Genomic DNA, 23762 nt, shown 5'->3' with positions numbered 1-23762 from the left:
GAGCGATGGTTAGGCTGACCGAACTGACAAGCTATGCCGATGCGCAGGCGCAGGCCTCGTCGGCCGCGCTGTGGGACCTGTTCGACGGCGACCGCGACGTGCTCAACATCGCTCACGAATGCATCACCCGTCATGCCGATGGTTCGGGCCGTCCCGCGGTGCGCATCGCGCATGCAGATGGTCGTGACGAGATCCTGAGCTTCGACAAGATCGCTGCCGGTGCCGCGCGGTTTGCGCTTTGGCTGGACGCGGAGGGCGTGAAGCCGGGCGAGCGCATCGCTTTCATGCTGGAGCCCTCGCTGCCGTTCTACGTCTGCCTGTTCGGCGCGATGCAGACCGGGGCGATCTCGGTGCCGCTGTTCACGCTGTTCGGGCCGGACGCGCTGAAGCTGCGCATCGACGACTGCAAGCCCGCCATCCTCATCACCAATGCCGAGAAGGCCGACCTCGCGCGCGGTGCAGTGACGGCCGAGAATGGGCTGCGCGTGATCGTCGCCGACGATGGCCTGCTGGACGAGATCGCGAAGTTCCCGGCGACGTACGAGCCGAAGACCAAGGCCGGCGACCTTGCCGTGTTCCAATATACCAGCGGCACCACGCGTGAGCTTCCGGAGGCGGTGAAGCATACGCACAAGGCGCTCGTCACGCTGATGTTCGCGGCGCTCTACGGAACGGGAATCCGTCCGGGCGACGAGTTCTTCTGCCCGTCCTCGCCCGCATGGGGACACGGCCTGTGGCACGGCACGCTGGCGCCGCTGGGCCTCGGTGTCACCACGGGCACATTCGCCGGGCGCTTCGATCCGGTGCGGCTGATGAAGGCGCTGGACGATTACGGCATCACCAATATGTCGGCGGCGGCCACGCACTACCGAATGATGAAGAACAGCGGCGCGGCGGGGAACTTCGCGTTCCACTTCCGCAAGCTGTCCTACACCGGCGAGCCGATCGACCCGGCGACGCTGGAATTCATCGACGAGGCTTTCAAGGTGCCCGTCTGCTCGATGTACGGCACCACCGAGATCGGCGTGGTGCTGGTGAATTACCCCGGCGCGGGCGACTTCAGGGTGAAGCCCGGATCGCTGGGCAAGGCGGTGCCGGGGCAGAAGCTGGAAGTGCAGCGTCCCGATGGTACGCCCACCGCGCCCGGCGAGATCGGCGAGCTTATGCTCTGGCGTGGCGGCAACTGGATGACCACCAAGGACCGCGCGAAGATCGACGAGGAAGGCTACTTCTACCACTGCGGCCGCGCCGATGACGTGATCATTTCGGCGGGCTGGACGATGTCCGCCGTCGAGATCGAGAACACCATGCTGCGGCATGAGAACGTCCTCGAATGCGGCGTGATCGGCGTGCCGGACGAACAGCGCGGGCAAGTGGTGAAGGCCTTCGTCGTCGCCAACCGCGCGGGCGATGATGGCTTCGTCAAGGAGCTTCAGGACTTCACCCGCGAGCGTCTGGCCCAGCACGAATTCCCGCGCGTGGTGGAGTTCGTGGAAGAGCTTCCCAAGAACCCGGCCGGCAAGGTCCACCGCAAGATGCTGCGCGACCGGGAGGCGGCGAAGGCCGCTGAAGCGGTCGGCTGAAAACTATCCCAAGAATCCAGGCCGAAATTCAGGAGAGTACCGAAATGGCAACCACAGCAGAGCCCCAATCCAAGTTCCCCAAGATCACCGAGGCCGGTCTCGATGACCTGCGCGCCCGCATCGGCGTGAAGATCGAGAACACCGTCGAGCCGTGGAACTATGAAGCCACCCGCGACGCGATCCGCCACTATGCCCACGGCATCGGCGACGACAATCCGCTGTGGTGCGATCCGGAATATGCCGCGAAGACCAAGTACGGCTCGCTGGTCGCGCTGCCTTCGTTCCTGTTCACCACCAGCCGCATCGTCTCGGGCTATTGCGGCGGTCTGTCGGGCGTGCACGCGATGTGGGCGGGTGCCGACTGGACCTGGCACAAGCCGGTGCTGCGCAACGACACGATCACCACGGTGGCTTACCTGAAGGATCTGGTCGAGCATCAGACCAAGTTCGCGGGCCGCTCGTTCCAGCAGATCTACCACGTCGACTTCTTCAACCAGAACGGCGAGCAGGTTGCCGGCGCGGATTCGTGGGTGTTCCGCACCGACCGTGACGAGGCGCGCGAACGTGGCACCAAGTACACCGAAGCACGCGGCCGCGTGGAGCCGTTCACACAGGAACAGCTGGACGAATTCTACGACATCTACGACCAGGAAGAGATCCGCGGCGCCACCCCGCGTTACTTCGAGGATGTGAACGTCGGCGACAAGCTGCCGCCGATGATGAAGGGGCCGATGACCGTCACCGGCTTCATCTGCTACGCGCAGGGCTGGGGCGGCCTCTACATCCGCGCCAACAAGCTGGCCTACAAGATGCAGAAGGCCCATCCTGGCCTGGGCATCCGCAACCGCTTCAACGTGCCGGACTGCCCCGAGCGCGTGCACTGGGATGAAGCCTTCGCTCTCGAAGTCGGCGCGCCGGGCGCATACGATTACGGTCCGGAGCGCTGCTCGTGGCTGACGCACCACATGACCAACTGGATCGGCGACGACGGCTTCCTCACCAAGTCCGACTGCCAGATCCGCCGCCACAACCCGGATGGCGACGCGATCATCATCACCGGCGAAGTGACGCGCAAGTTCGAGGAAGGCGGCAAGAAGTTCGTCGAAGTGGCGCAGAAGGCCACCACCCATCGCGGTGAGCTTTCGGCCTTCGGCACTGCCGTTGCGGAACTGCCCAGCAAGGCCTGATGGTCGGCAGTCTCGCATAACGGGGGAGCGATTTCGGCCCGGACCTTTGCAGAAGGTTCGGGCCGTGTCGTATGCTGGACTGAATAATAACGGAGAGCTTATGGGACAGGATCAGGCCGCGCCGCAGTTCGAAGCCAATGGCGATGTGCGGGTGCCTGCCTTCGTCCTGCCAGTTTCCGACCTGCTGAGTGAGGAGGCGGCGGCCTTCCAGCGTGCCCGGGCGACCACACCGGCTTTCGATGCGGCGGGCGAACAGGAAGCAGACGTCGCGGTGCGGCGTGAGCAGATCAACGCTTATGCCGCCGCCGGCGTGGCGCGGCTGCGAGAGAACTTCGCGGTTGAGATCGTGCCCAGGGTGATCGGCGGCGTGGAGGTGCTGGACGTCACCCCCGCCGATAGTGGCCACGATCCCGAACGCGTGCTTATCAATCTGCACGGCGGCGCCTTCACCGTCGGGTGGGACGGCATCGCGCTGATGGAGGCGATCCCTATCGCCGCGCTCGGCAAGTTCCGCGTCGTCAGCGTCAACTATCGCATGGCGCCCGAGCATCGCCATCCGGCAGGGGTGGAGGATGTCGCGGCGGTCTATGCCGCGTTGCTGACGGACTATGCCCCGGGCCGGATCGGCATCTACGGCGGATCGGCAGGCGGCGCGCTCACCGCGCAGGCGGCGGCATGGCTTCCGGCGCACGGACTGCCGCAGGCGGGCGCGGTCGGCATTTTCGGCGCGGGCGGCGTGCCGTTCGGGGCCGGAGAGTCGGCCTACGTCGCAGGCTATATCGACGGCTCGTTCCCACCGCCGCCCGCTGACGGCAGCACGGCCATCGACATCACCCGTGGCTATTTTGACGACTGCGACCCGCGCGATCCCAGCGCCTGGCCGGGCTATCATCTCGATGTGCTGGCCACGTTCCCGCCCACGCTCGTCATCACCGGCACCCGCGCCATGGACCTCAGCCCGGCGATCTTCACAAACTCGCAACTGCTGAAGGCCGGGGTGCGCTCTACGCTGATCGTGGGGGAGGGGATGGGCCACTGCTATCACTACAATATCGGCATTCCTGAGGGGCGTGATGCCGTGGCGGCGATCCTCTCCTTCTTTCGCGAGAACCTGAACCGATGAGCGGAGACGAATCTTGGGCCGGCCCGCTCGCCGGGGTGCGGGTGATCGATTTCACCCGCGTTCTCGCAGGCCCCGCCGCCTCGCTGGCGCTGGCCGACATGGGCGCCGAAGTGTTCAAGATCGAACCGCCCGGCACTGGCGATGAGACGCGCACGTTTCCGCCCACGCGGGACGGCGAGAGCCACTATTACCTCGCGGTCAATCGCGGCAAGAAGTCCATCGTCGTCGACCTCAAGAGCGAGGAGGGGCTGGCGCTCGTCCGCGATCTGGCGGCCAAGTGCGACGTGCTGGTGGAGAACTACCGCCCCGGTGTGATGGACCGATTGGGCCTTGGCTACGAGGCGATGAAGGCGATCAATCCGCGCCTTATCTACTGCTCGATCTCCGGCTATGGCCATACCGGCCCGCTGAAGGACCGGCCGAGTTTCGATATCGTACTCCAGGCCATGTCCGGCGCGCTCTCCATGAACGGCGAGCCGGACGGACTGCCGACCAAGCTGGGCATTCCGCTGGGCGATCTGGTTGGCGGGATCAACGGGCCGATCGGCATCCTCTCGGCCCTCTACGAGCGCGAGCGGACCGGCGTGGGGCGGCATATCGACGTCAGCCTGATGGACGGGCTGATCGGTATGCTCGGCTACATCGCGCAATTGGCCTTCTTCAACGGCACCGACCCGAGCCGGGTGGGATCGCAGCATCCCAACCTCGTCCCCTACGGCATCTTCCCGGCGCGAGAGGGTTCGATCGTCGTCGCCTGCCTGACGCCGGGGTTCTGGAGCCGCATTTGCCGCTCCATCGATCGCCCCGAACTGATCGAGGATCCGCGCTACGACACGCTGGAAAAGCGCCGCGATGCAAGGGCGGAAGTGAACGCCATCGTCAGCGCCTTCACCGAGCGGTACAGCGTGGACGAACTGGTCGCGATTTTCACCGCGCACGAAGTGCCGCATGCGCCGATCCTGGGCGTCTCCGAAGCGTTGGCGCAGCCGCAGGCGGTTGAGCGCGAAATGGTGGTGGAAACGCAGCACAAGACACTGGGGCCGATCCCCATCGTCAATCGCCCGATCCGCTTCACCGATGCACCGCAGCCGGTGCCGACCGCGCCGCCGGTGCTGGGCGAGCACACCGATTTCATTCTGGAAGACGTGCTCGATCTATCGCCCGAGCGGATCGCGGCGCTCAGGGCGTCGGGCGTCGTTGCGTGAGGCCCGAACCTTCGTCATTGCGAACGCAGTGAAGCAATCCAGGGCGGTTGGGGCGGCCCTGGATTGCCGCGCGGCTTTGCCGCTCGCAATGACGATGAGTGGAGATGACCATGCCAGACCTGCGCTTCGACAATAGAGTCGCCGTGATCACCGGCGGCGGACGCGGGCTGGGCAGGGCCCATGCGCTGCTGCTGGCGAGCCGGGGCTGCAAGATCGTGGTCAATGACCCCGGCGTCTCGATGGCGGGCGACGCTACCGAAGAAGGCCCCGCCGAAGCGCTCGCCGCCGAGATTCGCGCCTTGGGCGGAGAGGCCGTGGCAAACACCGACAGCGTCGCCACGCCGGAGGGCGGGAAGGCGATCGTCCAGTCGGCGCTCGATGCTTTCGGGCGGATCGATATTCTGATCCACTCGGCCGGCAATGTACGACGCGGCAGCCTCAGCGAGCTCGCCTACGAGGATTTCACCGCCGTCCTCGATGTCCACCTGAAGGGGGCCTATCATGTGGTGCGCGAGGCTTTCCCACATATGATGGCGCAGGGCTACGGCCGCATCGTGCTGACCAGTTCGATCAACGGCCTCTACGGCAAGTCGGACAATGTGACTTACGCGATGTGCAAGGCCGGTTTCATGGGCCTGTCCAACACCGCGGCGATCGAGGGGCAGCACGCCAATGTGAAGTCCAACCTGATCGTCCCGGCCGCCGTCACCCGCATGTCGGAAGGGATCGACACCAGCCAGTTCCCGCCGATGGAGCCCGAGCAGGTGGCGCCGATGGTTGGCTACCTTTGCCATGAGGATTGCGCGGCTTCGGGCGAGATGTTCGTCGCCATGGGCGGCCGTCTGGCGCGCGCCAAGATCGTCGAGAACGAGGGCGCCTTCCGCAAGGACTGGAGCCTGGAACAAGTTGCCGCCGAGATCGGCGCGATCCGCGATGGCGGCGAGACGCTGGCCTTCCCGCCAGTGCCGGACGGCCAGCTCGAACATCTGCTCTATGGCTTCGGCATGATCCGCGCCGCCACGGCCTGACCGCCAGAACGGAAAAGCCCGCCCGGTCTCGCGACCGGACGGGCTTTCCTGAAAAACGACCCCCGGGTGGGTGGAAGGGGTCGCTGTTCCTCCTGGATCAGAAGTTGGCCGTGAAGCCGACGAAGATCGTACGGCCCAAGGCGTCGTAGACACCGGGGTAGGTATTGCCGTTGCCGAAGTTCTGCAGCAGGCCCGAGTCGAGAGCCGGCGGATCCTTGTCGAACATGTTGTTCACGCCTGCGCGCAGGGTGAAGCGCTTGTCGATCGCCTGGGTCAGCGACAGGTCGAAGTAGTTGTAGGCGCTGATCTTGCGGTTCACGACGGTCTTGTCTGCCGAAAGCAGCGGATTGTCGGTCAGGCTCGACAGCTTGGTGCCGCCGATGTGGCGCCAGGACAGCGAGACGGTCGTGTCGGTGGGCGTCATCCACGAAAGACGCGCGACATGGCGCCATTCGGGGGTGGGCTGGCCGCAAGTATAGCCGAACAGGCCCTTGCAGTCGTAGGAGCCACCATCGGGCACCGGCTGGGAAACCTGCTCGATGAGGTAGGTGCCCACGAGACCCAGATTGACGCTGCCCAGATTGCCGACGTCGAAGGTGTAATCCGCATTCACGTCGAGACCGGAGGTCTTGAGGTAGCCCGTGTTCATCGTGGTGGAGATGATGTAGCCCGAATTCTGGCCGAAGACCTGGCCCGAGCGCGGATCGCGAACGAACAGGCCGCAGAAGTACGGATCACCCGTGGCGGCGCACTGACCCATGATCAGCGACGGCGCGATCGAACCGATGTAGTCCTTCACCTTGATGTTGTAGTAGTCGATCGACAGCGAGAAGCGGCGCAGCGCCTGCGGTGTGATGACGACTCCAAGGGTATAGGTGTCCGCGGTTTCGGGCTTGAGTGCGACGTTGCCGCCGCCAAGACCGGAGCACTGGTCGGACGGGCATCCGGGGATGCTGCCGTACATGGCCTGGGTGACGCCGGTAGCCTGGCAGATTTCGAACGAGGCGCTCGGATTGGCACCGGCGCAAGGGTCGGTGCCGTTGACGTTGCCAACCGCCTGCGAGGCGAAGAGTTCAGCCACGTTCGGCGCGCGGATGGCGCGGTTGTAGCTGGCGCGCACGCGCAAGTCGTCGACCGGCGCCCACGAGATTTCGCCCTTGTAGGTCCAGACGTTGTAACCCGACTTGATGCCGGTCGAGTTCTGCTTGTTGTCGTAAGACGAGTAGCGCAGGCCGCCGTTGATCGTGAGCGAGCGGAAGAACGGCTTGTTCTCGATCAGCGGGATTTCGATTTCGCCGAAGGCCTCGGTCACGGCGATGATACCGTCGGAGGGCAACACGCCGTTCTGCTGCGCCACTTCGTCGGCCGTGAAGTTCAGCGTTTCGCGGCGGCGTTCGACGCCAAGCGCAATGCCGACGCCCGATTCCGCCCAGGGCAGGGTCACGCCCATCTGGCCGAGGTCGCCGCTCAGCGATCCGGAGATCACACCCAGCGAATTGCGCGAGGCGGTGTTGCTTTCGCCGAAGATGTAGGCGGCCTGGTCTGCCGTCACGCCGCTGGGCGTGAAGACGTTGATCGGAATGCAGTTCGGATCGGTACCGTCGATGACCGAGCGGCAGGTCGGCACGCCGTTGACGCTGACGGCGTTGAGGGCGAGGCCCGCCTTCGCCTGGTTCACGTCGTTCAGGTACGTTTCCTTGAACTTCACCAGCGAGTACATGTAGTTGACGTCGTAGCTGAAGCCGCTGCCGATGTCGCCGCGCAGGCCCGCCGAATAGCGGTAGTCGTTGAAGCGCAGGTTGTCGCGGCGGGGCTGGCCGACGACGCGGTAGCCCACGTTGGTCGGAGCGGTCGCGTCGGTGCCGGCAGCCGAACCGCAGATGGCGGCAAGCTGGGATGCGTTGGCGTAAGGGTTGTTGCAGGATACGTCGAACGCCGTCCCGAACCAGACCGCCGAAGGCGCGACCTGAGAGAACGTCTGGTCGTTCATGTACATGAAGCTGCCGTAGACTTCGGCCGCCTTGCTGAATTCGTACCGTGCGAAGCCGCCCGCCGTGATGCGCTCGTCGGAGCGCTGGAAGTAGTTGTCCGGCGAGGTGTTGTAGGCATACGAAGGATCGTAGGGCACCAGCGTGCCGCTGCCGTCGCGGTTGTTGATGAGGGTCTGGCCCTTGTACGGGCTCAGGTCCGAGAGCGGAATGAACGAGCCGTAAGGCGTGTTGCTGGAACCGCCGCAGAACAGCTGGTCGAAGCTGCCGGAGCCGGCAACGGATTCACGGTCCTGCAGGGCGCAGGCGGAGACGTCGCGGCTCGACTGGCGGACCGGGCTGAACTTGCGGTAGCCGCCATAGACGGTGATGTTGCCGCGGCCATCGGCGAAGTTCTTGCCCGCCGCGATGGTGACATCCTGCTTGCCGCCATCGATGACCGAGGACGGGGCCGTGTCGTAGCCCGAGCCGCTCTGCAGCGCGCGGAGCGAACTGTTGTTGTTATTGTGCTGCGAGAAGCCCGTCTGCGCGTCGATGCGAACGCCGTCGAGGTCCTTCTTGAGGACGAAGTTGACGACGCCCGACAGAGCGTCCGAACCGTAGACCGCCGAGGCGCCGCCCGACATCACGTCGACGCGCTCGACGAGGGCGCTGGGGATGAAGGAGAGGTTGATGGCCTGCGAAGGCATCAGGCGCTGACCGTCGAGCAGCGTAAGCACGCGGTTCGAGCCGAGGTTGCGCAAGTTGATCTTGGACGTGCCGTCCGAACCGTTCGAGACGTTCTCGTTGGCGTCGGCGGTGAACTGCGGCAGGCGGTTCAGCACCTGCTCGACCGTGGTTGCGCCCTGGTAGCGGAACTCGTCGGCGCCCACGACGGTCTGCGGGCTGTTGCTCTCAAGGTCGGCGCGCTTGATGCGGGTGCCGGTAACGACGATGTCGTTGGCAACGCCGGCATCGGCCGGTGCCGCTTCCTGGGCCTGGGCCGTGCCAGCGATGATCGCTGTCAGTGCGGCCGCGCAATAAAGTTTCCTTCTGTGACCCCTCATGGTCATGACTCCCTTTTGATTGCGCCAACCTTGCGTCACAAATCCAACATTGTCAAATATCGTATACGAAATATCGTATCGCGGTGAAATTGGGTTAATTCATGCGCAACAAGCGGGCGAACCTGCCCCCGGGACGGCCGAATCGAGGCTTCGCCGAAACGACGATGCAGGGAGCTTGGGAAGGGGAAAGGGGTGCCTGCCGAATCGATGGCAGAGCGGTCAGCGTGCCAACGCGATGCGTCGCATCAGACCGGAAATCCGGTCGGAGACGCATTACCAACGATGTGGAATGGTGGGCGGTGAGGGGCTCGAACCCCCGACCCTCTCGGTGTAAACGAGATGCTCTACCAACTGAGCTAACCGCCCGAAGCGACCCGCGTGGGGTGGCTCGATGGAGGCCGCTTTACGAGAAATCCTCACCGGGTCAACTGGGAGCTGGGCAGTTTTCGTCGTTTCCGCAGGTTTCCGGGGAAGGACTGTCCCACAGTGCGTGATCGCGCAGGTGCATATACCAGGGAAAAAGGCGGTTGTCGGTGGATTCGGGCAGCGGATTGCCTTCCCGTTCCACCAGATGCGCGGGACGGGAAGGCGATTCGGTCTTCGTGGAGGGCTTACCAGTCGAACCAGCGGCGATGGCGGGCGCGGACTTCGGGGACGCCGTCGTGGTTGTAGTCGGTCACGACGGTGCGCGGGGTGGTTTCCACGTAAGTCGGTGCGGTCTGGTTTTCGGCGATGGCGTCGGCGCGGGCTTCGGCGCGGGCGGCGCGCAGTTCGGCGTCGCGAATGCGTTCCTCGGCACTGCGGGCCGCCAGTTCGCCGTGACGCTCGCGGGCGATGGCGTAGTAGTGGCTCCACATCTGGCTATGTGCGAAGGCCAGCGCGAGGCCGCCGATGATGGCCACGTTCTTCAGGGCCATGACCTGCTGCATGGGGTCGGTGAACTTGTTGTGGAAGAACAGGATCGTCGCGGCGACGAAGACCGCCAGCAGGACGGATACCAGGCGCACCATGAACCCCGCGGCAAGGCACAGCCCGGCCAGAAGTTCGAACAGGCCGACCGGAACGGCGAGCCCTCCCGGCAGGCCGGCGGCAACGATCATGGTCTCGGTAGAGCTGATGTCCATCAGCTTGGAGACACCGGAAATCACGAAGATCAGGGCGATCAGGAAGCGCCCGATTATGGCAGCGATCTTGGACATGTCTTCTCTCCCGACATGGCGTTCATGCCGGGAGAAGCGGACGTATCGGGCGATTGTTCCCTGGCGCCCGGGCCTAGAGCTTGGGAAGGGTTACGCCGAGCTGGCCCATGTACTTGCCGGCGCGGTCGGCATAGCTCGTCTCGCAGGGTTCGTTGCCCTTGAGGAAGAGGAACTGGCAGGCGCCTTCGTTGGCATAGATCTTGGCGGGCAGCGGCGTCGTGTTCGAGAATTCCAGCGTGACGTGGCCCTCCCAGCCCGGTTCCAGCGGGGTGACGTTCACGATGATGCCGCAGCGGGCATAAGTGCTCTTGCCCAGGCAGATGACCAGAACGTCACGCGGCACGCGGAAATATTCGACCGTGCGGGCCAGCGCGAAGGAATTCGGCGGGATTACGCAGACGTCGGTTTCGCGGTTCACGAAGGAATTGTTGTCGAAGTTCTTGGGATCGACCACCGCCGAATCGACATTGGTGAAGATCTTGAACTCCGGCGCGACGCGGGCGTCGTAGCCGTAGGAGGACAGGCCGTAGGAGATGCAGCCGTCGCGGCGCTGGGCCTCGACGAAAGGCTCGATCATGCCGTTTTCCAGCGCTTGGCTGCGGATCCATTTGTCGCTCAGGATAGACATGGCAGAGTGATTGCCGATGGGCGGGGCGGGGGCAAGCCCCCCGGCCACCTTGTCCACGCCCGGAAATGGAGCGGCGTTCGGTCTTTTAACTTCACCCTTACCCCTCCGCTGCTATGTCCGCCGCATGACCGCCCAGACCCGCATGACCCCGGCCCGTATCCTCGTCGTCTTCGGCACGCGCCCGGAAGCGATCAAGATGTTTCCCGTGATCCACGCGCTCAAGGCCGATCCGCGTTTCAAATGTGTGGTCTGCGTCTCGGCGCAGCATCGCCAGATGCTGGACCAGGTGCTGGAGATTGCCGGGATCGTGCCCGATCACGATCTCGACGTGATGCAGCCGGACCAGACGCTGGATGCGCTCACGGCGAACCTGCTGACGGGGCTGGGCAAAGTGATGGACGCGGCCAGGCCGGACCGCGTCATCGTGCAGGGCGATACGGCCACGGCGATGGCCGGGGCATTGGCGGCCTATTACCGCAAGCTGCCGGTCGACCATGTCGAGGCGGGGTTGCGCTCGGGCAATATCTACCATCCCTGGCCCGAGGAGGTGAACCGCAAGATCATCGGCGGCATGGCCAGCCTGCACTTCGCGCCCACCGAAACGTCGCGGAACGCCCTGGTCAACGAGAACGTCGATCCGTCGCGCGTCCATGTCACGGGCAATACCGTGATCGATGCGCTGGAATGGGTGACGGCCGAAATCGCGCGCGAACCGGCGCTGGCCGCGGGGCTGGCCGATCTTGAGACGCGCTTTGCGAGCAAGCGGATCATCGGCGTCACCAGCCATCGGCGCGAGAATTTCGGAGAGGGCATGGAGCAGATCGCCCAGGCCATTCGCCGCATCGCCGAGCGGAGCGATACGGCCGTGATCTTCCCGGTCCACCTCAACCCCAATGTGCGCAAGGTCATGAACGAGCGGCTTTCCGGGCTGGACAACGTCGCCCTGATCGAGCCGCTGGACTATCCGCACTTTGCACGGCTGCTGGCGATCTCCGAGATCATGCTGACCGATTCGGGCGGCGTGCAGGAAGAAGCGCCGGCGCTGGGCAAGCCGGTGCTGGTCATGCGCGAAACCACTGAACGGCCGGAAGGCGTCGCGGCCGGCACCGCGAAGCTGGTGGGAACCTCGGCCGAGACGATCGTTACCGAAATATCAACCTTGTTGGATGATAGGGGGGCCTACGAGACCATGGCGCGCGCTCACAATCCCTTCGGAGATGGGCAGACTTCGCGCCGAATCGTGGAGCTGCTTGCGCATGAAATCGGATTCGAAGCCTGACGTCTGTGTCGTGGGTCTTGGCTATATCGGCCTTCCCACCGCTGCCGTGATCGCCCGCGCCGGGTGCAAAGTGCTTGGCCTCGACGTCTCGCAGAACGTCGTGGACACCATCAACCGCGGCGAGATTCATATCGAGGAAGTCGATCTCGACGGCCTTGTGCAAGGCGTCGTGTCGCGCGGGCTGCTTTCGGCCGCCACCGAGATCGCGCCTGCCGATGTCTTCGTGATCGCGGTGCCCACGCCGTTCGACAAGGACCATGCGCCGGACATCTCCTATGTCCTCGCCGCCGGCCGCTCGGTCGCCGCGGTGCTCAAGGCGGGGGACGTGGTGATTCTCGAATCGACGTCGCCGGTCGGCACGACCGATCAACTGCGCGACCTGATCGCCGAGCTGCGCCCGGACCTGAAGATCCCCGGCAAGACGCGCGACATCCCGGATGTCTCGATCGCCTATTGCCCCGAGCGCGTGCTGCCCGGCCGCATCCTTGAGGAACTGACCAACAACGATCGCTCGATCGGCGGCATCACCCCGCGCTGCGCGCGCAAGGCGCTGGCGTTCTACAAGCGCTTCGTGCGCGGCGAGTGCGTGACCACCGATGCCCGATCGGCCGAGATGACCAAGCTGGTCGAGAACGCCTATCGCGACGTCAACATCGCTTTCGCCAACGAGCTGTCGATGGTGGCGGACCGCATGGGGCTGGACGTGTGGGAAGTCATCCGCCTCGCCAACCGCCATCCGCGCGTCAACATCCTGACGCCGGGACCGGGCGTGGGCGGGCACTGCATCGCCGTCGACCCCTGGTTCATCGTCCACGGTGCGCCTGAGGAAACGCCGCTGATCCGCACTGCGCGCGGCGTCAACGACCACAAGATGAGCCATGTCATCGCCAAGGCCGAAGCGCTGGTAGAGGCCAATCCCGAGGCGAAGGTCGCCTGCCTGGGGCTCGCCTTCAAGGCCAATATCGACGATTTCCGCGAGAGCCCGGCCCGCTTCGTCACGAGCCGTCTGGCCCGCAAGTTCGGCAGCCGCATCCATGTGGTGGAACCTTACGCGGCGCAGTTGCCTATCGAGTTCACCGATACGGGCGCTGTCCAGATCGACATCGACGATGCGCTGGAGAACTGCGAAATCCTGATCGTCCTGGTCGACCATGACGTGTTCCGCGTGGTGCCGCTGGCCGAGCGTGCGGAAAAGCTGGTCTACGATACGCGCGGCATCTGGCCGGATCAGCCCCGCGTCGTGCGCGAGGAAGAGGCGCGGCTGGCGCTGACGGCCTGAGGCCAGCGCCCTTCCATCAGGTCCGGCCCCCGCGTGAACGAGGGCCGGAAAGGCGTCAGCGGCAGACCTTTACCTTGCGGCCGTGCTGCACGACGTAGCGGCAGGTGACCTTCTTGTGCACGGGCTTGCGGACGGCGGTTTTCTTCACCGTCGTCTTCTTCACCACGGTCTGGTGATGCGGCGTGGGATGACGCTCAGGCTGGGCCATGGCGGCACCGGCAGGAACGAGCGCGCCCAGTGCGAGGGCGGCAAGGAGAGTGGCGCCGGTCTTCGTCATTGTTGGTATCCTTCTGAAATTCAAACTTTCGCCTGACTTTTCTGGCGATCGCAGCGTCGCACCCGCCGCGCGGGAGGTGCAAAGCACGAGCGTGCCTGAAGTTGCGGTGAACATCGGAAAGGATGGGGCGTGGGAACGGGCCGGCACGCCCCTGGTGCGCGGCCCGTGCGAGGTCCTGAGTGAAGCCGCGCGCGAGGCTTGCCGTCAGCAGGCCACCACGTTGATCGCCAGCCCGCCCTGGCTGGTTTCCTTGTACTTGCTGGACATGTCGAGCCCGGTCTGACGCATCGTCTCGATCACCTGGTCGAGCGACACCCGCGGGGTCTCGCCCGCATGGAGCGCGAGCTTGGCAGCATTGACCGCCTTGACCGAGGCGATCGCATTGCGTTCGATGCAGGGGATCTGCACCAGACCGCCGACGGGATCGCATGTGAGGCCGAGGTTGTGCTCCATGCCGATCTCGGCCGCCGCGCAGACCTGTTCGGGCGTGCCGCCCCATACTGCCGCCAGCCCCGCTGCCGCCATCGAGCAGGCGACGCCCACTTCGCCCTGGCAACCCATTTCGGCCCCCGAGATCGAGGCGCGCTGCTTGTAGAGCAGGCCGATCCCGGCAGCGGTGAGCAGGTAGCGGCGCGCCTTGCCGGGCACGGCCTTGCGTCCTTCGCTGCAATATTGCCGCAAAAGCGAAGGGATGATGCCGGCCGCGCCGTTGGTGGGGGCTGTGACGACCCGGCCGCCGCTGGCATTTTCCTCGTTCACCGCCATGGCATAGAGGTTCAGCCAGTCCATCAGCGTCTCGGCCTGGTTGTCCTGTGGGCGCGAGATCAGGTTCTGGTGGATCGCGCGGGCGCGGCGGCGGACCTTGAGCGCGCCGGGCAGCAGGCCCTCGCGTTCGAGGCCGCGGTCTATGCAGGCATTCATGGCATCGGCGATGGCATCCAGCCCGGCGAGGGTCTCCGCCTCGTCACGGCGCGCGGCCTCGTTGGCCAGCATGACGCCCGCGATGTCGAGCCCGCTGGTCTCGCAGACTTCCAGAAGCTGCGCGCCCGAGCCGAAGGGCCAGGCGACCGGCGGGCCGTGCGTCACCTGATCGTCCGGCGCGGGTTGTTCCAGCTGGTGGCGGCTGGAAAAGAAGCCGCCGCCCGTCGAGAAATAGTCGTGCCGGGCGAGTTCCGCGCCGGTTTCGTCGAAGGCGGTCAGCACCATGCCATTGGGATGAAGGTCGGGAATGTGCTCGAAATCGAGCACGAGATCGGTGGCGGGATCGAAGGCGATCTCGCGCTGGCCGAGCAGCGCGATCCGGTGTGTCTCGCGCACGGCGGCGGCGGCGGCCTGGGCTTCCTCGGGTTCGGCGGTCTCGGGCTGGAAGCCGATCAGCCCCATCAGGCAGGCGTCCGGCGTGCCGTGGCCTTCGCCCGTCAGCGCCAGCGAGCCCTGCAATTCCACCAGCACCCGCGCGATCGCGGCGAATTGTCCGGCGTCATCCAGCGTCTGGAGGAACCGGGCGGCGATTCGCATCGGGCCGACCGTGTGCGAACTGGAAGGGCCAAGACCGATGCGGAATAGGTCGAGTGCCGAGATCAAGAGAGAGACTCATGCAGGAAAAGGGGGAAGAACACGGCACAGTCTCCGAAATCCAGGTAGCCAGCGTGGATAGGCATCGCGGGGGCGGATGCAAGAGCCGCGAGCGCGATCCGGGCGGAACAGTCTGCCCGGCCGCCGGGAGGTGCATGGGATCAGGTGCCGATCAGGTGCAGCGCCAGTTCCCGCCGATGCGGCCGGCGCCGATGCTCGGCGAGGTAGATCCCCTGCCAGGTGCCCAGCGCCAGCCGGCCGCCGATCACCGGAACCGCGAGATTCACGCCGGTGAGCACGGCCTTGAGGTGCGCGGGCATGTCGTCCGGCCCCTCGTCGTCATGGGCATAGCGACCGCCTTCGGGCGCGACCCGGTCGAGCCATGCCATCAGGTCACCGCGCACTTCCGGCGCCGCGTTCTCCTGGATCAGCAGCGAGGCCGAGGTGTGGCGGCAGAGCATGGTCAGCAGCCCTTCGCCGATGCCGCTCTCCTGCTGCCATCGGGCTATCGTGCGGGTGATATCGGTGAGGCCCCGGCCGGGTGTCTCGAACGCGAGGATCGTGGTCGCCTGTTTCATCGCCCGCCACCCTGAACCGCTCCGCCCGCGGCATCAATCGCGTGCTGCCCGGCCGGCGCGGGGAGGGGGAGAAATGGCCAAGCCGTGTTCGAAAGGTCACGCATTTGCCGCTTGACCTATTGGTAAAGGGGTGAAAAAACCCTGTTTTCGCCGTTTCCATGGATCTTTTGAGGGGGTGCCCGATGGCCTGCCGGATTCGCGGATTTCTGCGCCTTTCACCCTCCCTTCGGCAGGGCGTGCGGCACTTTTTGCGCATACCGACGCGTTCTGGCGATTGATCAACCCATTGTCCCCGCGTATTGCCGCGCTCGGCGGCGGGCCCGACAGGCCAGCGCGGAGCACGTCGCACATAGAGATCGTTCGGTCGCAAGGGGCGCAGGAATACCAGCCCCAGGCATTGCGCTCGGTCGATCCAGCAGGCGAGCCCGGACTCACCGGGCCGCATGAGATTCACGCAAGGGTTCGTCATGAGTTGGCTTAGCAAGGTACGCAATTCCCTCGGGAGCCTGAAGAAGCGGGATACGCCCGACAACCTGTGGACCAAGTGTCGCGGGTGTGGCGAGATGCTCTTCACCAAGGAGTTCGAGGACAATCTGTCGGTCTGCCCGCGTTGCCAGTTCCATGGCCGCATCGGTGCGCAGACCCGCTTCGACCAGCTGCTCGATGCCGGTTATTCCGTGCTGCCCGCGGCCCGGGTCCCCGAGAACCCGCTGAACTTCCGCGACAGCAAGAAGTATTCCGACCGTCTCAAGGCCGCTCGCGCCGCCAATCCGTTCCCCGATGCGCTCACCAATGCGCTCGGCGCGATCGATGGCCGCAAGGTCGTGCTCGGCGTGCAGGACTTCGCCTTCATGGGCGGGTCGATGGGCATGGCCGTGGGCGAGGCCTTCGTCGAGGCCGTCGAACGCGCCATTGCCGAAGATTGCGGCTACGTGATCTGCACGGCAGCGGGCGGCGCCCGCATGCAGGAGGGCATCCTCTCGCTCATGCAGATGCCCAAGGCCACCGTGGCCATCCGCCGCCTGGCGCGGGCCGGGCTTCCCTATATCGTCGTCCTGACGGATCCCACCACCGGCGGCGTCACTGCCAGCTACGCGATGCTGGGCGACGTCCAGATCGCCGAGCCGGGCGCGCTCATCGGCTTTGCCGGCCAGCGCGTGATCCAGGACACCATCCGCGAAAAACTCCCCGACGGYTTCCAGCGCGCCGAGTACCTACATGCCCACGGCATGGTGGACATGGTGGTCCAACGCAAGGACCTCAAAGACACGCTGGCCTCGCTGCTCGAATATCTTGAACGAAAGGAAGTTGCGTGAACATCGACAGCGCGCTGGTACGCGAGCTCGCCGAGCTCCTTGCTGAAACCGGACTGACCGAAATCGAGGTCGAGGACGGCGAACGCAAGATCAAGGTCGTGCGTCAGGTCGCACAGCAGATCGTTGCCGCTGCCGCCCCGGCCCTGGCCGCCGCGCCGGTTGCCGCTGCTGCCGCGCCGGTCGCCGAAGCGGCTCCGGCCGCTCCGGTCGATGCGGTCAAGTCGCCCATGGTCGGCACCGTCTACCTCGCGCCCGAGCCCAGCGCGCCGAACTTCATCAGCGTCGGCCAGCAGGTCAAGGCGGGTGACGTGCTGCTGATCGTCGAGGCCATGAAGGTCATGAACCAGATCAACGCTCCCAAGAGCGGCACGATCCAGGCCATCCTCGTCGACAACCAGCAGCCGGTCGAATTCGACCAGCCGCTCGTCGTTATCGCCTGAGGACCGGACGCTTCATGAGTATCAAGCGCCTCCTGATTGCCAACCGCGGCGAGATCGCGCTGCGCATCCACCGCGCGGCGCGCGAGATGGGCATCGAGACCGTGGCGGTCCACTCGACCGCCGACGCTGACGCCATGCATGTGCGGCTGGCCGACCATGCCGTCTGCATCGGCCCGCCGGCGGCCAAGGACTCGTATCTGAACGTCGCGGCGATCATCGCCGCGGCCGAGATCACCCAGGCCGACGCGATCCATCCCGGCTATGGCTTCCTTTCCGAGAACGCCCAGTTCGCGGAGATCGTCGAGGCGCATGGTCTGGTCTGGGTCGGCCCCAAGCCCGAGCACATCCGCACGATGGGCGACAAGGTGGAAGCCAAGCGCACCGCCGGTGCGCTCGGCCTGCCGCTGGTTCCGGGCTCCGATGGTGCGATCGAGGACTTCGACGAGGCGCGCGCACTGGCCGAGACCATCGGCTATCCGGTCATCATCAAGGCCGCTTCCGGCGGCGGCGGCCGCGGCATGAAGGTCGTGAATTCGGCCGAGGAACTGGAAAGCCAGATGGGCCAGGCCCGCTCGGAGGCCAAGGCGGCCTTCGGCGACGCCACGGTCTACATGGAAAAGTACCTCGGCAACCCGCGCCACATCGAGTTTCAGGTGTTCGGCGACGGCAACGGTGCGGCCGTGCACCTTGGCGAGCGTGACTGCTCGCTCCAGCGCCGTCACCAGAAGGTGCTGGAAGAAGCGCCTTCGCCGGTCATCACCCCCGAAGAGCGCGACCGCATGGGCGGCATCGTCTCCAAGGCGATGGCCGACATGGCCTATCGCGGCGCCGGCACCATCGAGTTCCTCTGGGAAAACGGTGAGTTCTACTTCATCGAGATGAACACCCGCCTGCAGGTGGAGCATCCGGTGACCGAGGCCATCACCGGCGTCGATCTCGTGCGCGAACAGATCCGCGTTGCCGACGGCAAGCCGCTGACCTTCACGCAGGATGCCATCGAGTTCAAGGGCCACGCCATCGAGTGCCGCATCAACGCGGAAGACCCGTGGAACTTCACGCCCTCGCCCGGCCAGGTCACCAACTACCACGCGGCCGGCGGCATGAACGTGCGCGTCGATTCGGGGCTCTATTCAGGCTACCGGATTCCGCCGTACTACGATTCGATGATCGGCAAGCTGATCGTCTCCGGCCGTACCCGCCAGGGTGCGATCATGCGCCTGAAGCGCGCGCTGGAGGAAATGGTGATCGACGGGGTGAAGACCTCGATCCCGATGCACCAGGCCCTGCTCGAGGACCCCGAGTTCCAGAGCGGCGAATATACGATCAAGTGGCTGGAAGAATGGCTGGCCAAGCGCGCCGGTTGAGGCGCGCTGGACCAGGCAGGTAGACGGAAAAGAGCATGATCTCGTTCCTTGAATTCGAAAAGCCGATCGCCGCGCTCGAGGCGCGCATCGCGGAGCTGCGCACGACCGCCAGCGACAGCGACCTCGACATCGCGGGCGAGATCGCCCGGCTGGAGAAGAAGAGCGCCGGCATGCTGGCGGCGACTTACGGCAAGCTGACGCCTTGGCAGAAGACGCAAGTGGCCCGCCATCCGCAGCGGCCCCACTTCCTCGACTACCTGCGCCTCGGCTTCACCGACTTCGTTCCGCTCGCGGGCGACCGCGTCTATGGCGAGGATGCGGCGATCATCGGCGGCCTGGCCCGGCTCAATGGCCGCAAGGTCATGGTGCTCGGCCATGAAAAGGGCCACGACACGCCCAGCCGCATCAAGCACAATTTCGGCTCCGCCAAGCCCGAGGGCTATCGCAAGGCGATCCGCCTGATGGAAATGGCGGGCAAGTTCGGCCTGCCGGTCGTCACGCTGGTCGATACGGCCGGTGCATTCCCGGGCATCGAAGCCGAGGAGCGCGGCCAGGCCGAAGCGATCGCGCGTTCGATCGAAGCCTGCCTTGCCGTGCCGGTGCCGATCGTCTCGGCAATCGTGGGCGAGGGCGGTTCGGGCGGCGCCGTGGCGCTGGCCGCGGCCGACCGCGTGCTCATGCTGGAACACTCGATCTATTCGGTGATCTCGCCGGAAGGTGCCTCCTCGATCCTGTGGCGCACGCCTGACAAGGCTCCCGACGCAGCGGAGGCCATGAAGGTCACCGCCCAGGACCTGCTGTCGCTGAACGTGATCGAGCGCGTCGTTTCCGAACCCGTCGGCGGCGCTCACCGCGATGCCCCGGCCACCGCCCGGTCGCTGTTCGCCGCGATCGAAGAGGAACTGGACACGCTGGACGCACTTCCGGCCAGCGACTTGCTCGCCCGCCGCGAGGAACGCTTCCTGGCCATCGGCCGCGCGTGATTTCCAGGAAGAGGCGCCGGCCGGTGGGTCGGTGCCTCTTCCGGTCGCTCTTCCTGCAGGGAAAGGGCGGCGCCATCCCCATTGACCGTCCCGGCCCGCTGTGTCAGAGCGCGGGCTTACCGATCGCCGATGCGCTGCATCGCCGCCGATCCGCGGGTGTAGCTCAATGGTAGAGCAGCAGCTTCCCAAGCTGAATACGAGGGTTCGATTCCCTTCACCCGCTCCAAACTTCCCATTTAGATCCGATCTCGCTGCCGGATTCTGGCGTCCCGGCTGGACAAATCCGGGCGCATGGTGTGTCTGGACGGGCCTTGGGGCTATGAGGGATGCGAAATGACGCCTGTCGAACGGGGAATGCGGGCTCTGGCGGAGACGCTGGGCTACGGCGATTGGGATGCAGTGGACGCGCTTTCGCGCGACAAGCTGAAGGCCGCAGCGCGGGCGGTGCTCGAAGCGATCCGCGAGCCGGACCTGTACATGACGGAATCGGGCGCGGAAATCGTGCGTCATGTCGGCAGCAACGAGAGCGAGGAGGCTTATCGCAACGACGCTGCGAATACCTGGCGCTTCATGATCGCGGGTGCCCTGGGACAGGATTGAGCGCCGGAGGCCGGGCATGAAAAAAGGGGCCGCAGCGACGCGGCCCCTTTTTTCGTTTCCTTGGACTCCGTGCTTAGCTGGCGCCGCCGAACAGGTCGGCCAGCTTGACCCGGGCGCCCAGGAACACATAGCGGCCCACCGCGCTGATCGGCGTGTTCAGGCTGCCGAGGTCGGGCTTCTGGTTGAACAGGTTGGTCACGCCGCCATAGAGCGTGAACTGGTCGCCCACATCGTAAGTCAGGCTCAGGTCGTGCGAGAAGCGCGCCTTGAACTTGAGATATTCGGGCGCGACGATGTCCGGATTGGCGGCGATTGTCTGGCGGTCGTAGCGATAGACGGCCGAGGCGTAGTTAATCTGCCAGTCGAGGCCGAAGGCGCCGCTCTGCCAGGTGAGGTCGGCCGTGACCTGGTACCTCGGTGCGCCGGCCACATAGGCGTTGTTCACCGTGGCCGCGCCGGGGATCGGCACCGAATCCAGGCGGTGCAGGTAATTGGCCATGACCCGCGCGCCAAAGGTGCCGGCGCTCGCCGTCGGGATCGCATAGGCGAGCGCCAGGTCGAGCCCGGAAGTGCGGATCTGCGCCACGTTGAACGGGGTCAGCTGGAAGCCGGTGATATTGCCCGCGCCGGTGCCGCCGTTCTGCCGCGTGACCACGCCGCAATAGGGATTGTCGAGGCTGGCCTGATCCACGCAGAGATCGGCCAGGTTCTGGGCGGTGGTGACGTTGATCGCATTGCGGATGCGGATGTCGTACCAGTCGGCCGAGAGCGTCAGGCGCGGCAGGAAGGTGGGCTGGAGCACCACTCCTGCGGTCCAGGTCTTCGCGGTTTCTTCCTTCAGGTCGGGATTGCCGGCGCCGTAGCCGGGAATGACCTGCCCGGTTACGCCGTTGAAGCCGGAAGGGTCGGCGCCCAGCGAGGTGAGCAGGGCGCTGCAGTTCGCTGCACGGTACTGCGTACCGTTCTGCAGATAGGCGGAGCCGCAGGGATCGTTGATCGCCTGATAGGTCTGCGTGGCGCCGGTGTAGAGTTCGCTGATGTTCGGTGCGCGGACCGACTTCGAGTAGGAGCCGCGGAACGTAACGTCCTGCACCGGGGCCCACTCGCCGCCCAGCTTCCATGCGCTGGTCGAACCGACGGTGGAATAGTCCGAATAACGGACGGCGCCGTTGGCGGACAGGCGATGGGCGAAGGGCATGTCCGCCAGGATCGGCAGGTTCACTTCGCCGAAGACCTCCCACACGTCGAACGCGCCGCGGGTGTCGCCCAAGGCGCTGGTGAAGGTCAGGCCCTGCGAGACGAGTTCGTCGGCCACGAACCGGCTGGTCTCCTTGCGATATTCGCCGCCCAGCGCGAAGGAGATCGGTCCGCCGGGAAGCTCCAGCAGGCCCTGGCTGTCGCCGGTCAGGGTGCCGCTGACGACATGCTGGGTCATCGTCGTGCGGTCGGTCGTATCGGCCATGATCCAGTCCAGCGCGGCCTGGTTCGCGGCGTTGTTCTCACCGAAGAGGTTGAGCGGCAGGCAGTCGCCCGGCGCGAAAGTCACGGGCGGGATCGGCGCGCGGTTGCGGTTGTAGGGCTGGAACGGTGTCCATCCGGCCTGGGTGTTGACGCGGCAGGTCACGCCGCCCCCACTGTTGTTCGCGCCTTCGCTCACCGCGTCGATCGCGGCGAGGTAGCGGTCGGTCAGCATGTTGTTGACGTAGCGCGATTTCACCTTGGTCTGGCCGAAGACGTAGGACAAATCGTAGCGCAAGTTGGGGCTGATCTGCCCGCGCGCGCCGACGACGCTGCGGATCGTCTCGCGCGTCACGTCCTCGCCGCGGCGGCCGAAATCGAAGTTGTCGCGGTTGACGAGCACACCGCCCATCGCCGGATCGATATAGGGCTGGACGGCCGCGGGGATGTACGGATTGTCCTGGGGGATGAAGAGGTAATAGTCGAAAGTCGGCTGCCCCAGCGAGAAGGAGCGGCTGCTGGCGTACTTGCCCTCGGCGTAGAGCGTCAGCGCACTGCTGACGTCGAAATGGGCCGAGGCGCTCACCACGTCGCGCTTGATCTGCGGCAGGAGGTCGTTTCCATAGTCGGAAACGAGCGTGCCCGAGCCGCCTTGCTGGTAGGCCGGGGCCACGAGGGTACCGTGGTCGAAGAGTTGGCCGTCGGCGCCGACGAAATCGGGCACACCGTCGAAATTGACGTCGATTCCGCCCGCGCGCGAGGTGTCGAAATAGCGGATATTCCGCATCGGCACGTAGTCGGGGATACCGTCGTCATTGGTCAGCCCGGCCTCGGTATCGGCAGGGTTGAGGTAGAAGTCGACCTTGTTCTCGCCGTCGAGATAGCGGCGCGAATGGGCGCTGAGGCGGTCTTCCTCGCCGTGCTCCCAGGCCAGGGCGAAGTTGCCGCGGCCGCCGGCGAAATTGTGACCCGCGGTGAGGGCGATCAGGCGCTGGCCGGCATCGCCGTGGCCGGAAATGCCCGTCTGAACACGGGCGGTCAGGCCTTCGAAGTCCTGCTTCTGGATGAAGTTGACGACGCCGGATACCCCGTCCGCGCCGTAGACCGCCGAAGCGCCGCCGGTGAGCACTTCGACGCGCTCGACCAGATCGAGCGGGATGGTGTTGATATCCACCGACTGCACGCCGGGGACCGAGGCGACCTGGCGGCGGCCGTCGATCAGCACCAGAGTGCGCTGGGTGCCGAGATTGCGCAAGTTCAGCAGGTTGAGCCCGGTGAAGCCGATACCCGCGCGGCTCCCGCTGGTGTCATAAGACCCGACGGAGTTCTGCAGGGCCGGAATGGTCTTGAGAAAGTCGGTCAGGTTGGTCGTGCCTGATTCGAGCACGTCCTTCGCCGTTACCACGGTCACCGGATTGGGCGCGTCGGACGAGGCCTGCGCGATCCGCGATCCGGTGACGACGATCGCTTCGCCTGCGGCATCGCCGGCTTCCTGCGCCAGAATGGGCTGCGGGAAGAGCAAGGCGAGGGTCGGCACAAGCGTTCCGCCGAGAAGGACCTTGTCCTTGCGGGTCATCATTTTTCGCGTTCCTTAGACAGTCGCATCGGCCCGTCGGACCGAGAAGT

At 65.5% G+C, this 23762-nt stretch carries 19 protein-coding genes and 2 tRNA genes; 13 read left to right on the top strand and 8 right to left on the bottom strand.

What is annotated here, in order from left to right:
* The first annotated feature begins 5 nt into the window (after positions 1-5).
* From AB4Z00_RS15240 to AB4Z00_RS15220, 5 genes are all read left to right on the top strand, one after another.
* On the top strand, positions 6-1583 hold the full coding sequence (locus tag AB4Z00_RS15240; RefSeq protein WP_442046456.1) for an acyl-CoA synthetase: 1578 nt from the start codon (positions 6-8) through the stop codon (positions 1581-1583).
* A 44-nt stretch (positions 1584-1627) separates the two neighbouring features.
* Positions 1628-2770, top strand: coding sequence for an FAS1-like dehydratase domain-containing protein (locus tag AB4Z00_RS15235; protein WP_442046455.1), 1143 nt, complete (start codon positions 1628-1630; stop codon positions 2768-2770).
* Positions 2771-2870: 100 nt separating this feature from the next.
* A complete protein-coding gene (locus tag AB4Z00_RS15230) occupies positions 2871-3893 on the top strand; it encodes an alpha/beta hydrolase (protein WP_442046454.1) in 1023 nt (340 codons plus the stop codon).
* The gene (locus AB4Z00_RS15225) at positions 3890-5098 is read left to right on the top strand and encodes a CaiB/BaiF CoA transferase family protein (RefSeq protein ID WP_442046453.1); all 1209 of its coding nucleotides are present in this window, start codon (positions 3890-3892) and stop codon (positions 5096-5098) included. The genes AB4Z00_RS15230 and AB4Z00_RS15225 overlap by 4 nt, the downstream gene beginning before the upstream one ends.
* 110 nt (positions 5099-5208) lie before the next feature.
* A complete protein-coding gene (locus AB4Z00_RS15220) occupies positions 5209-6126 on the top strand; it encodes an SDR family NAD(P)-dependent oxidoreductase (RefSeq protein ID WP_442046519.1) in 918 nt (305 codons plus the stop codon).
* Positions 6127-6223: 97 nt separating this feature from the next.
* Here AB4Z00_RS15220 and AB4Z00_RS15215 read toward each other — a convergent pair whose 3' ends face one another.
* The 4 genes from AB4Z00_RS15215 to dcd all read right to left on the bottom strand — a co-directional run bounded on the left by AB4Z00_RS15215 (position 6224) and on the right by dcd (position 10987).
* Entirely contained in the window at positions 6224-9160 is a 2937-nt protein-coding gene (locus AB4Z00_RS15215; RefSeq protein ID WP_132267987.1) for a TonB-dependent receptor domain-containing protein, read from the bottom strand.
* A 290-nt stretch (positions 9161-9450) separates the two neighbouring features.
* Positions 9451-9526, bottom strand: a tRNA-Val gene (locus AB4Z00_RS15210).
* A 245-nt stretch (positions 9527-9771) separates the two neighbouring features.
* Positions 9772-10359, bottom strand: a complete 588-nt coding sequence (locus AB4Z00_RS15205; RefSeq protein ID WP_442046452.1) for a DoxX family protein — start codon at positions 10357-10359, stop codon at positions 9772-9774.
* A gap of 73 nt (positions 10360-10432) precedes the next feature.
* Positions 10433-10987, bottom strand: coding sequence for a dCTP deaminase (gene dcd / locus AB4Z00_RS15200; protein WP_132267991.1), 555 nt, complete (start codon positions 10985-10987; stop codon positions 10433-10435).
* Positions 10988-11111: 124 nt separating this feature from the next.
* On the opposite strand from dcd, the gene wecB reads away from it, so the two are divergent.
* Together wecB and wecC are read left to right on the top strand one after the other, a co-directional pair.
* Positions 11112-12266 (top strand): non-hydrolyzing UDP-N-acetylglucosamine 2-epimerase, encoded by a 1155-nt coding sequence (wecB, locus tag AB4Z00_RS15195; protein ID WP_442046451.1) that lies wholly within the window; start codon positions 11112-11114, stop codon positions 12264-12266.
* Positions 12244-13545 carry a UDP-N-acetyl-D-mannosamine dehydrogenase gene (wecC, locus tag AB4Z00_RS15190; protein ID WP_442046450.1) on the top strand — a complete coding sequence of 434 codons (1302 nt, stop codon included), beginning with the start codon at positions 12244-12246 and terminating at the stop codon, positions 13543-13545. Before wecB ends, wecC begins: the two co-directional genes overlap by 23 nt.
* A 55-nt stretch (positions 13546-13600) precedes the next feature.
* Here the strand turns inward: wecC and AB4Z00_RS15185 are convergent, their stop codons facing one another.
* The 3 genes from AB4Z00_RS15185 to AB4Z00_RS15175 form a co-directional block, all read right to left on the bottom strand.
* The gene (locus AB4Z00_RS15185; RefSeq protein WP_132267994.1) at positions 13601-13822 is read right to left on the bottom strand and encodes a hypothetical protein; all 222 of its coding nucleotides are present in this window, start codon (positions 13820-13822) and stop codon (positions 13601-13603) included.
* A gap of 204 nt (positions 13823-14026) precedes the next feature.
* Positions 14027-15406, bottom strand: coding sequence for an L-serine ammonia-lyase (locus tag AB4Z00_RS15180; protein ID WP_442046449.1), 1380 nt, complete (start codon positions 15404-15406; stop codon positions 14027-14029).
* 152 nt (positions 15407-15558) lie between these two features.
* Positions 15559-15975: a secondary thiamine-phosphate synthase enzyme YjbQ gene (locus tag AB4Z00_RS15175; RefSeq protein WP_442046448.1), complete on the bottom strand. Its 417-nt coding sequence runs from the start codon at positions 15973-15975 to the stop codon at positions 15559-15561.
* A 467-nt stretch (positions 15976-16442) separates the two neighbouring features.
* Here AB4Z00_RS15175 and accD point away from each other — a divergent pair, with 467 nt between their 5' ends.
* The 6 genes from accD (at position 16443) to AB4Z00_RS15145 (ending at position 20678) form a co-directional block, all read left to right on the top strand.
* Positions 16443-17291 carry an acetyl-CoA carboxylase, carboxyltransferase subunit beta gene (accD, locus tag AB4Z00_RS15170; RefSeq protein ID WP_132268000.1) on the top strand — a complete coding sequence of 283 codons (849 nt, stop codon included), beginning with the start codon at positions 16443-16445 and terminating at the stop codon, positions 17289-17291.
* Positions 17288-17731 carry an acetyl-CoA carboxylase biotin carboxyl carrier protein gene (gene accB, locus AB4Z00_RS15165; RefSeq protein ID WP_132268001.1) on the top strand — a complete coding sequence of 148 codons (444 nt, stop codon included), beginning with the start codon at positions 17288-17290 and terminating at the stop codon, positions 17729-17731. Before accD ends, accB begins: the two co-directional genes overlap by 4 nt.
* 14 nt (positions 17732-17745) lie before the next feature.
* On the top strand, positions 17746-19095 hold the full coding sequence (gene accC / locus AB4Z00_RS15160) for an acetyl-CoA carboxylase biotin carboxylase subunit (protein WP_132268003.1): 1350 nt from the start codon (positions 17746-17748) through the stop codon (positions 19093-19095).
* A gap of 35 nt (positions 19096-19130) precedes the next feature.
* On the top strand, positions 19131-20078 hold the full coding sequence (locus AB4Z00_RS15155) for an acetyl-CoA carboxylase carboxyltransferase subunit alpha (protein ID WP_132268005.1): 948 nt from the start codon (positions 19131-19133) through the stop codon (positions 20076-20078).
* A 152-nt stretch (positions 20079-20230) separates the two neighbouring features.
* Positions 20231-20304, top strand: a tRNA-Gly gene (locus AB4Z00_RS15150).
* Between the two features lie 107 nt (positions 20305-20411).
* Entirely contained in the window at positions 20412-20678 is a 267-nt protein-coding gene (locus AB4Z00_RS15145; protein WP_132268007.1) for a hypothetical protein, read from the top strand.
* Positions 20679-20751: 73 nt separating this feature from the next.
* Here AB4Z00_RS15145 and AB4Z00_RS15140 read toward each other — a convergent pair whose 3' ends face one another.
* Entirely contained in the window at positions 20752-23715 is a 2964-nt protein-coding gene (locus AB4Z00_RS15140) for a TonB-dependent receptor plug domain-containing protein (RefSeq protein WP_442046447.1), read from the bottom strand.
* Positions 23716-23762 lie beyond the last annotated feature (47 nt).

Origin of the sequence: Novosphingobium sp. YAF33, from assembly GCF_052113265.1 — a bacterium.
In the GTDB taxonomy this organism is placed as follows: domain Bacteria; phylum Pseudomonadota; class Alphaproteobacteria; order Sphingomonadales; family Sphingomonadaceae; genus Novosphingobium.
Note: the sequence above shows the minus strand (reverse complement) of the source record. Positions and strands in the feature narration are given on the sequence as shown.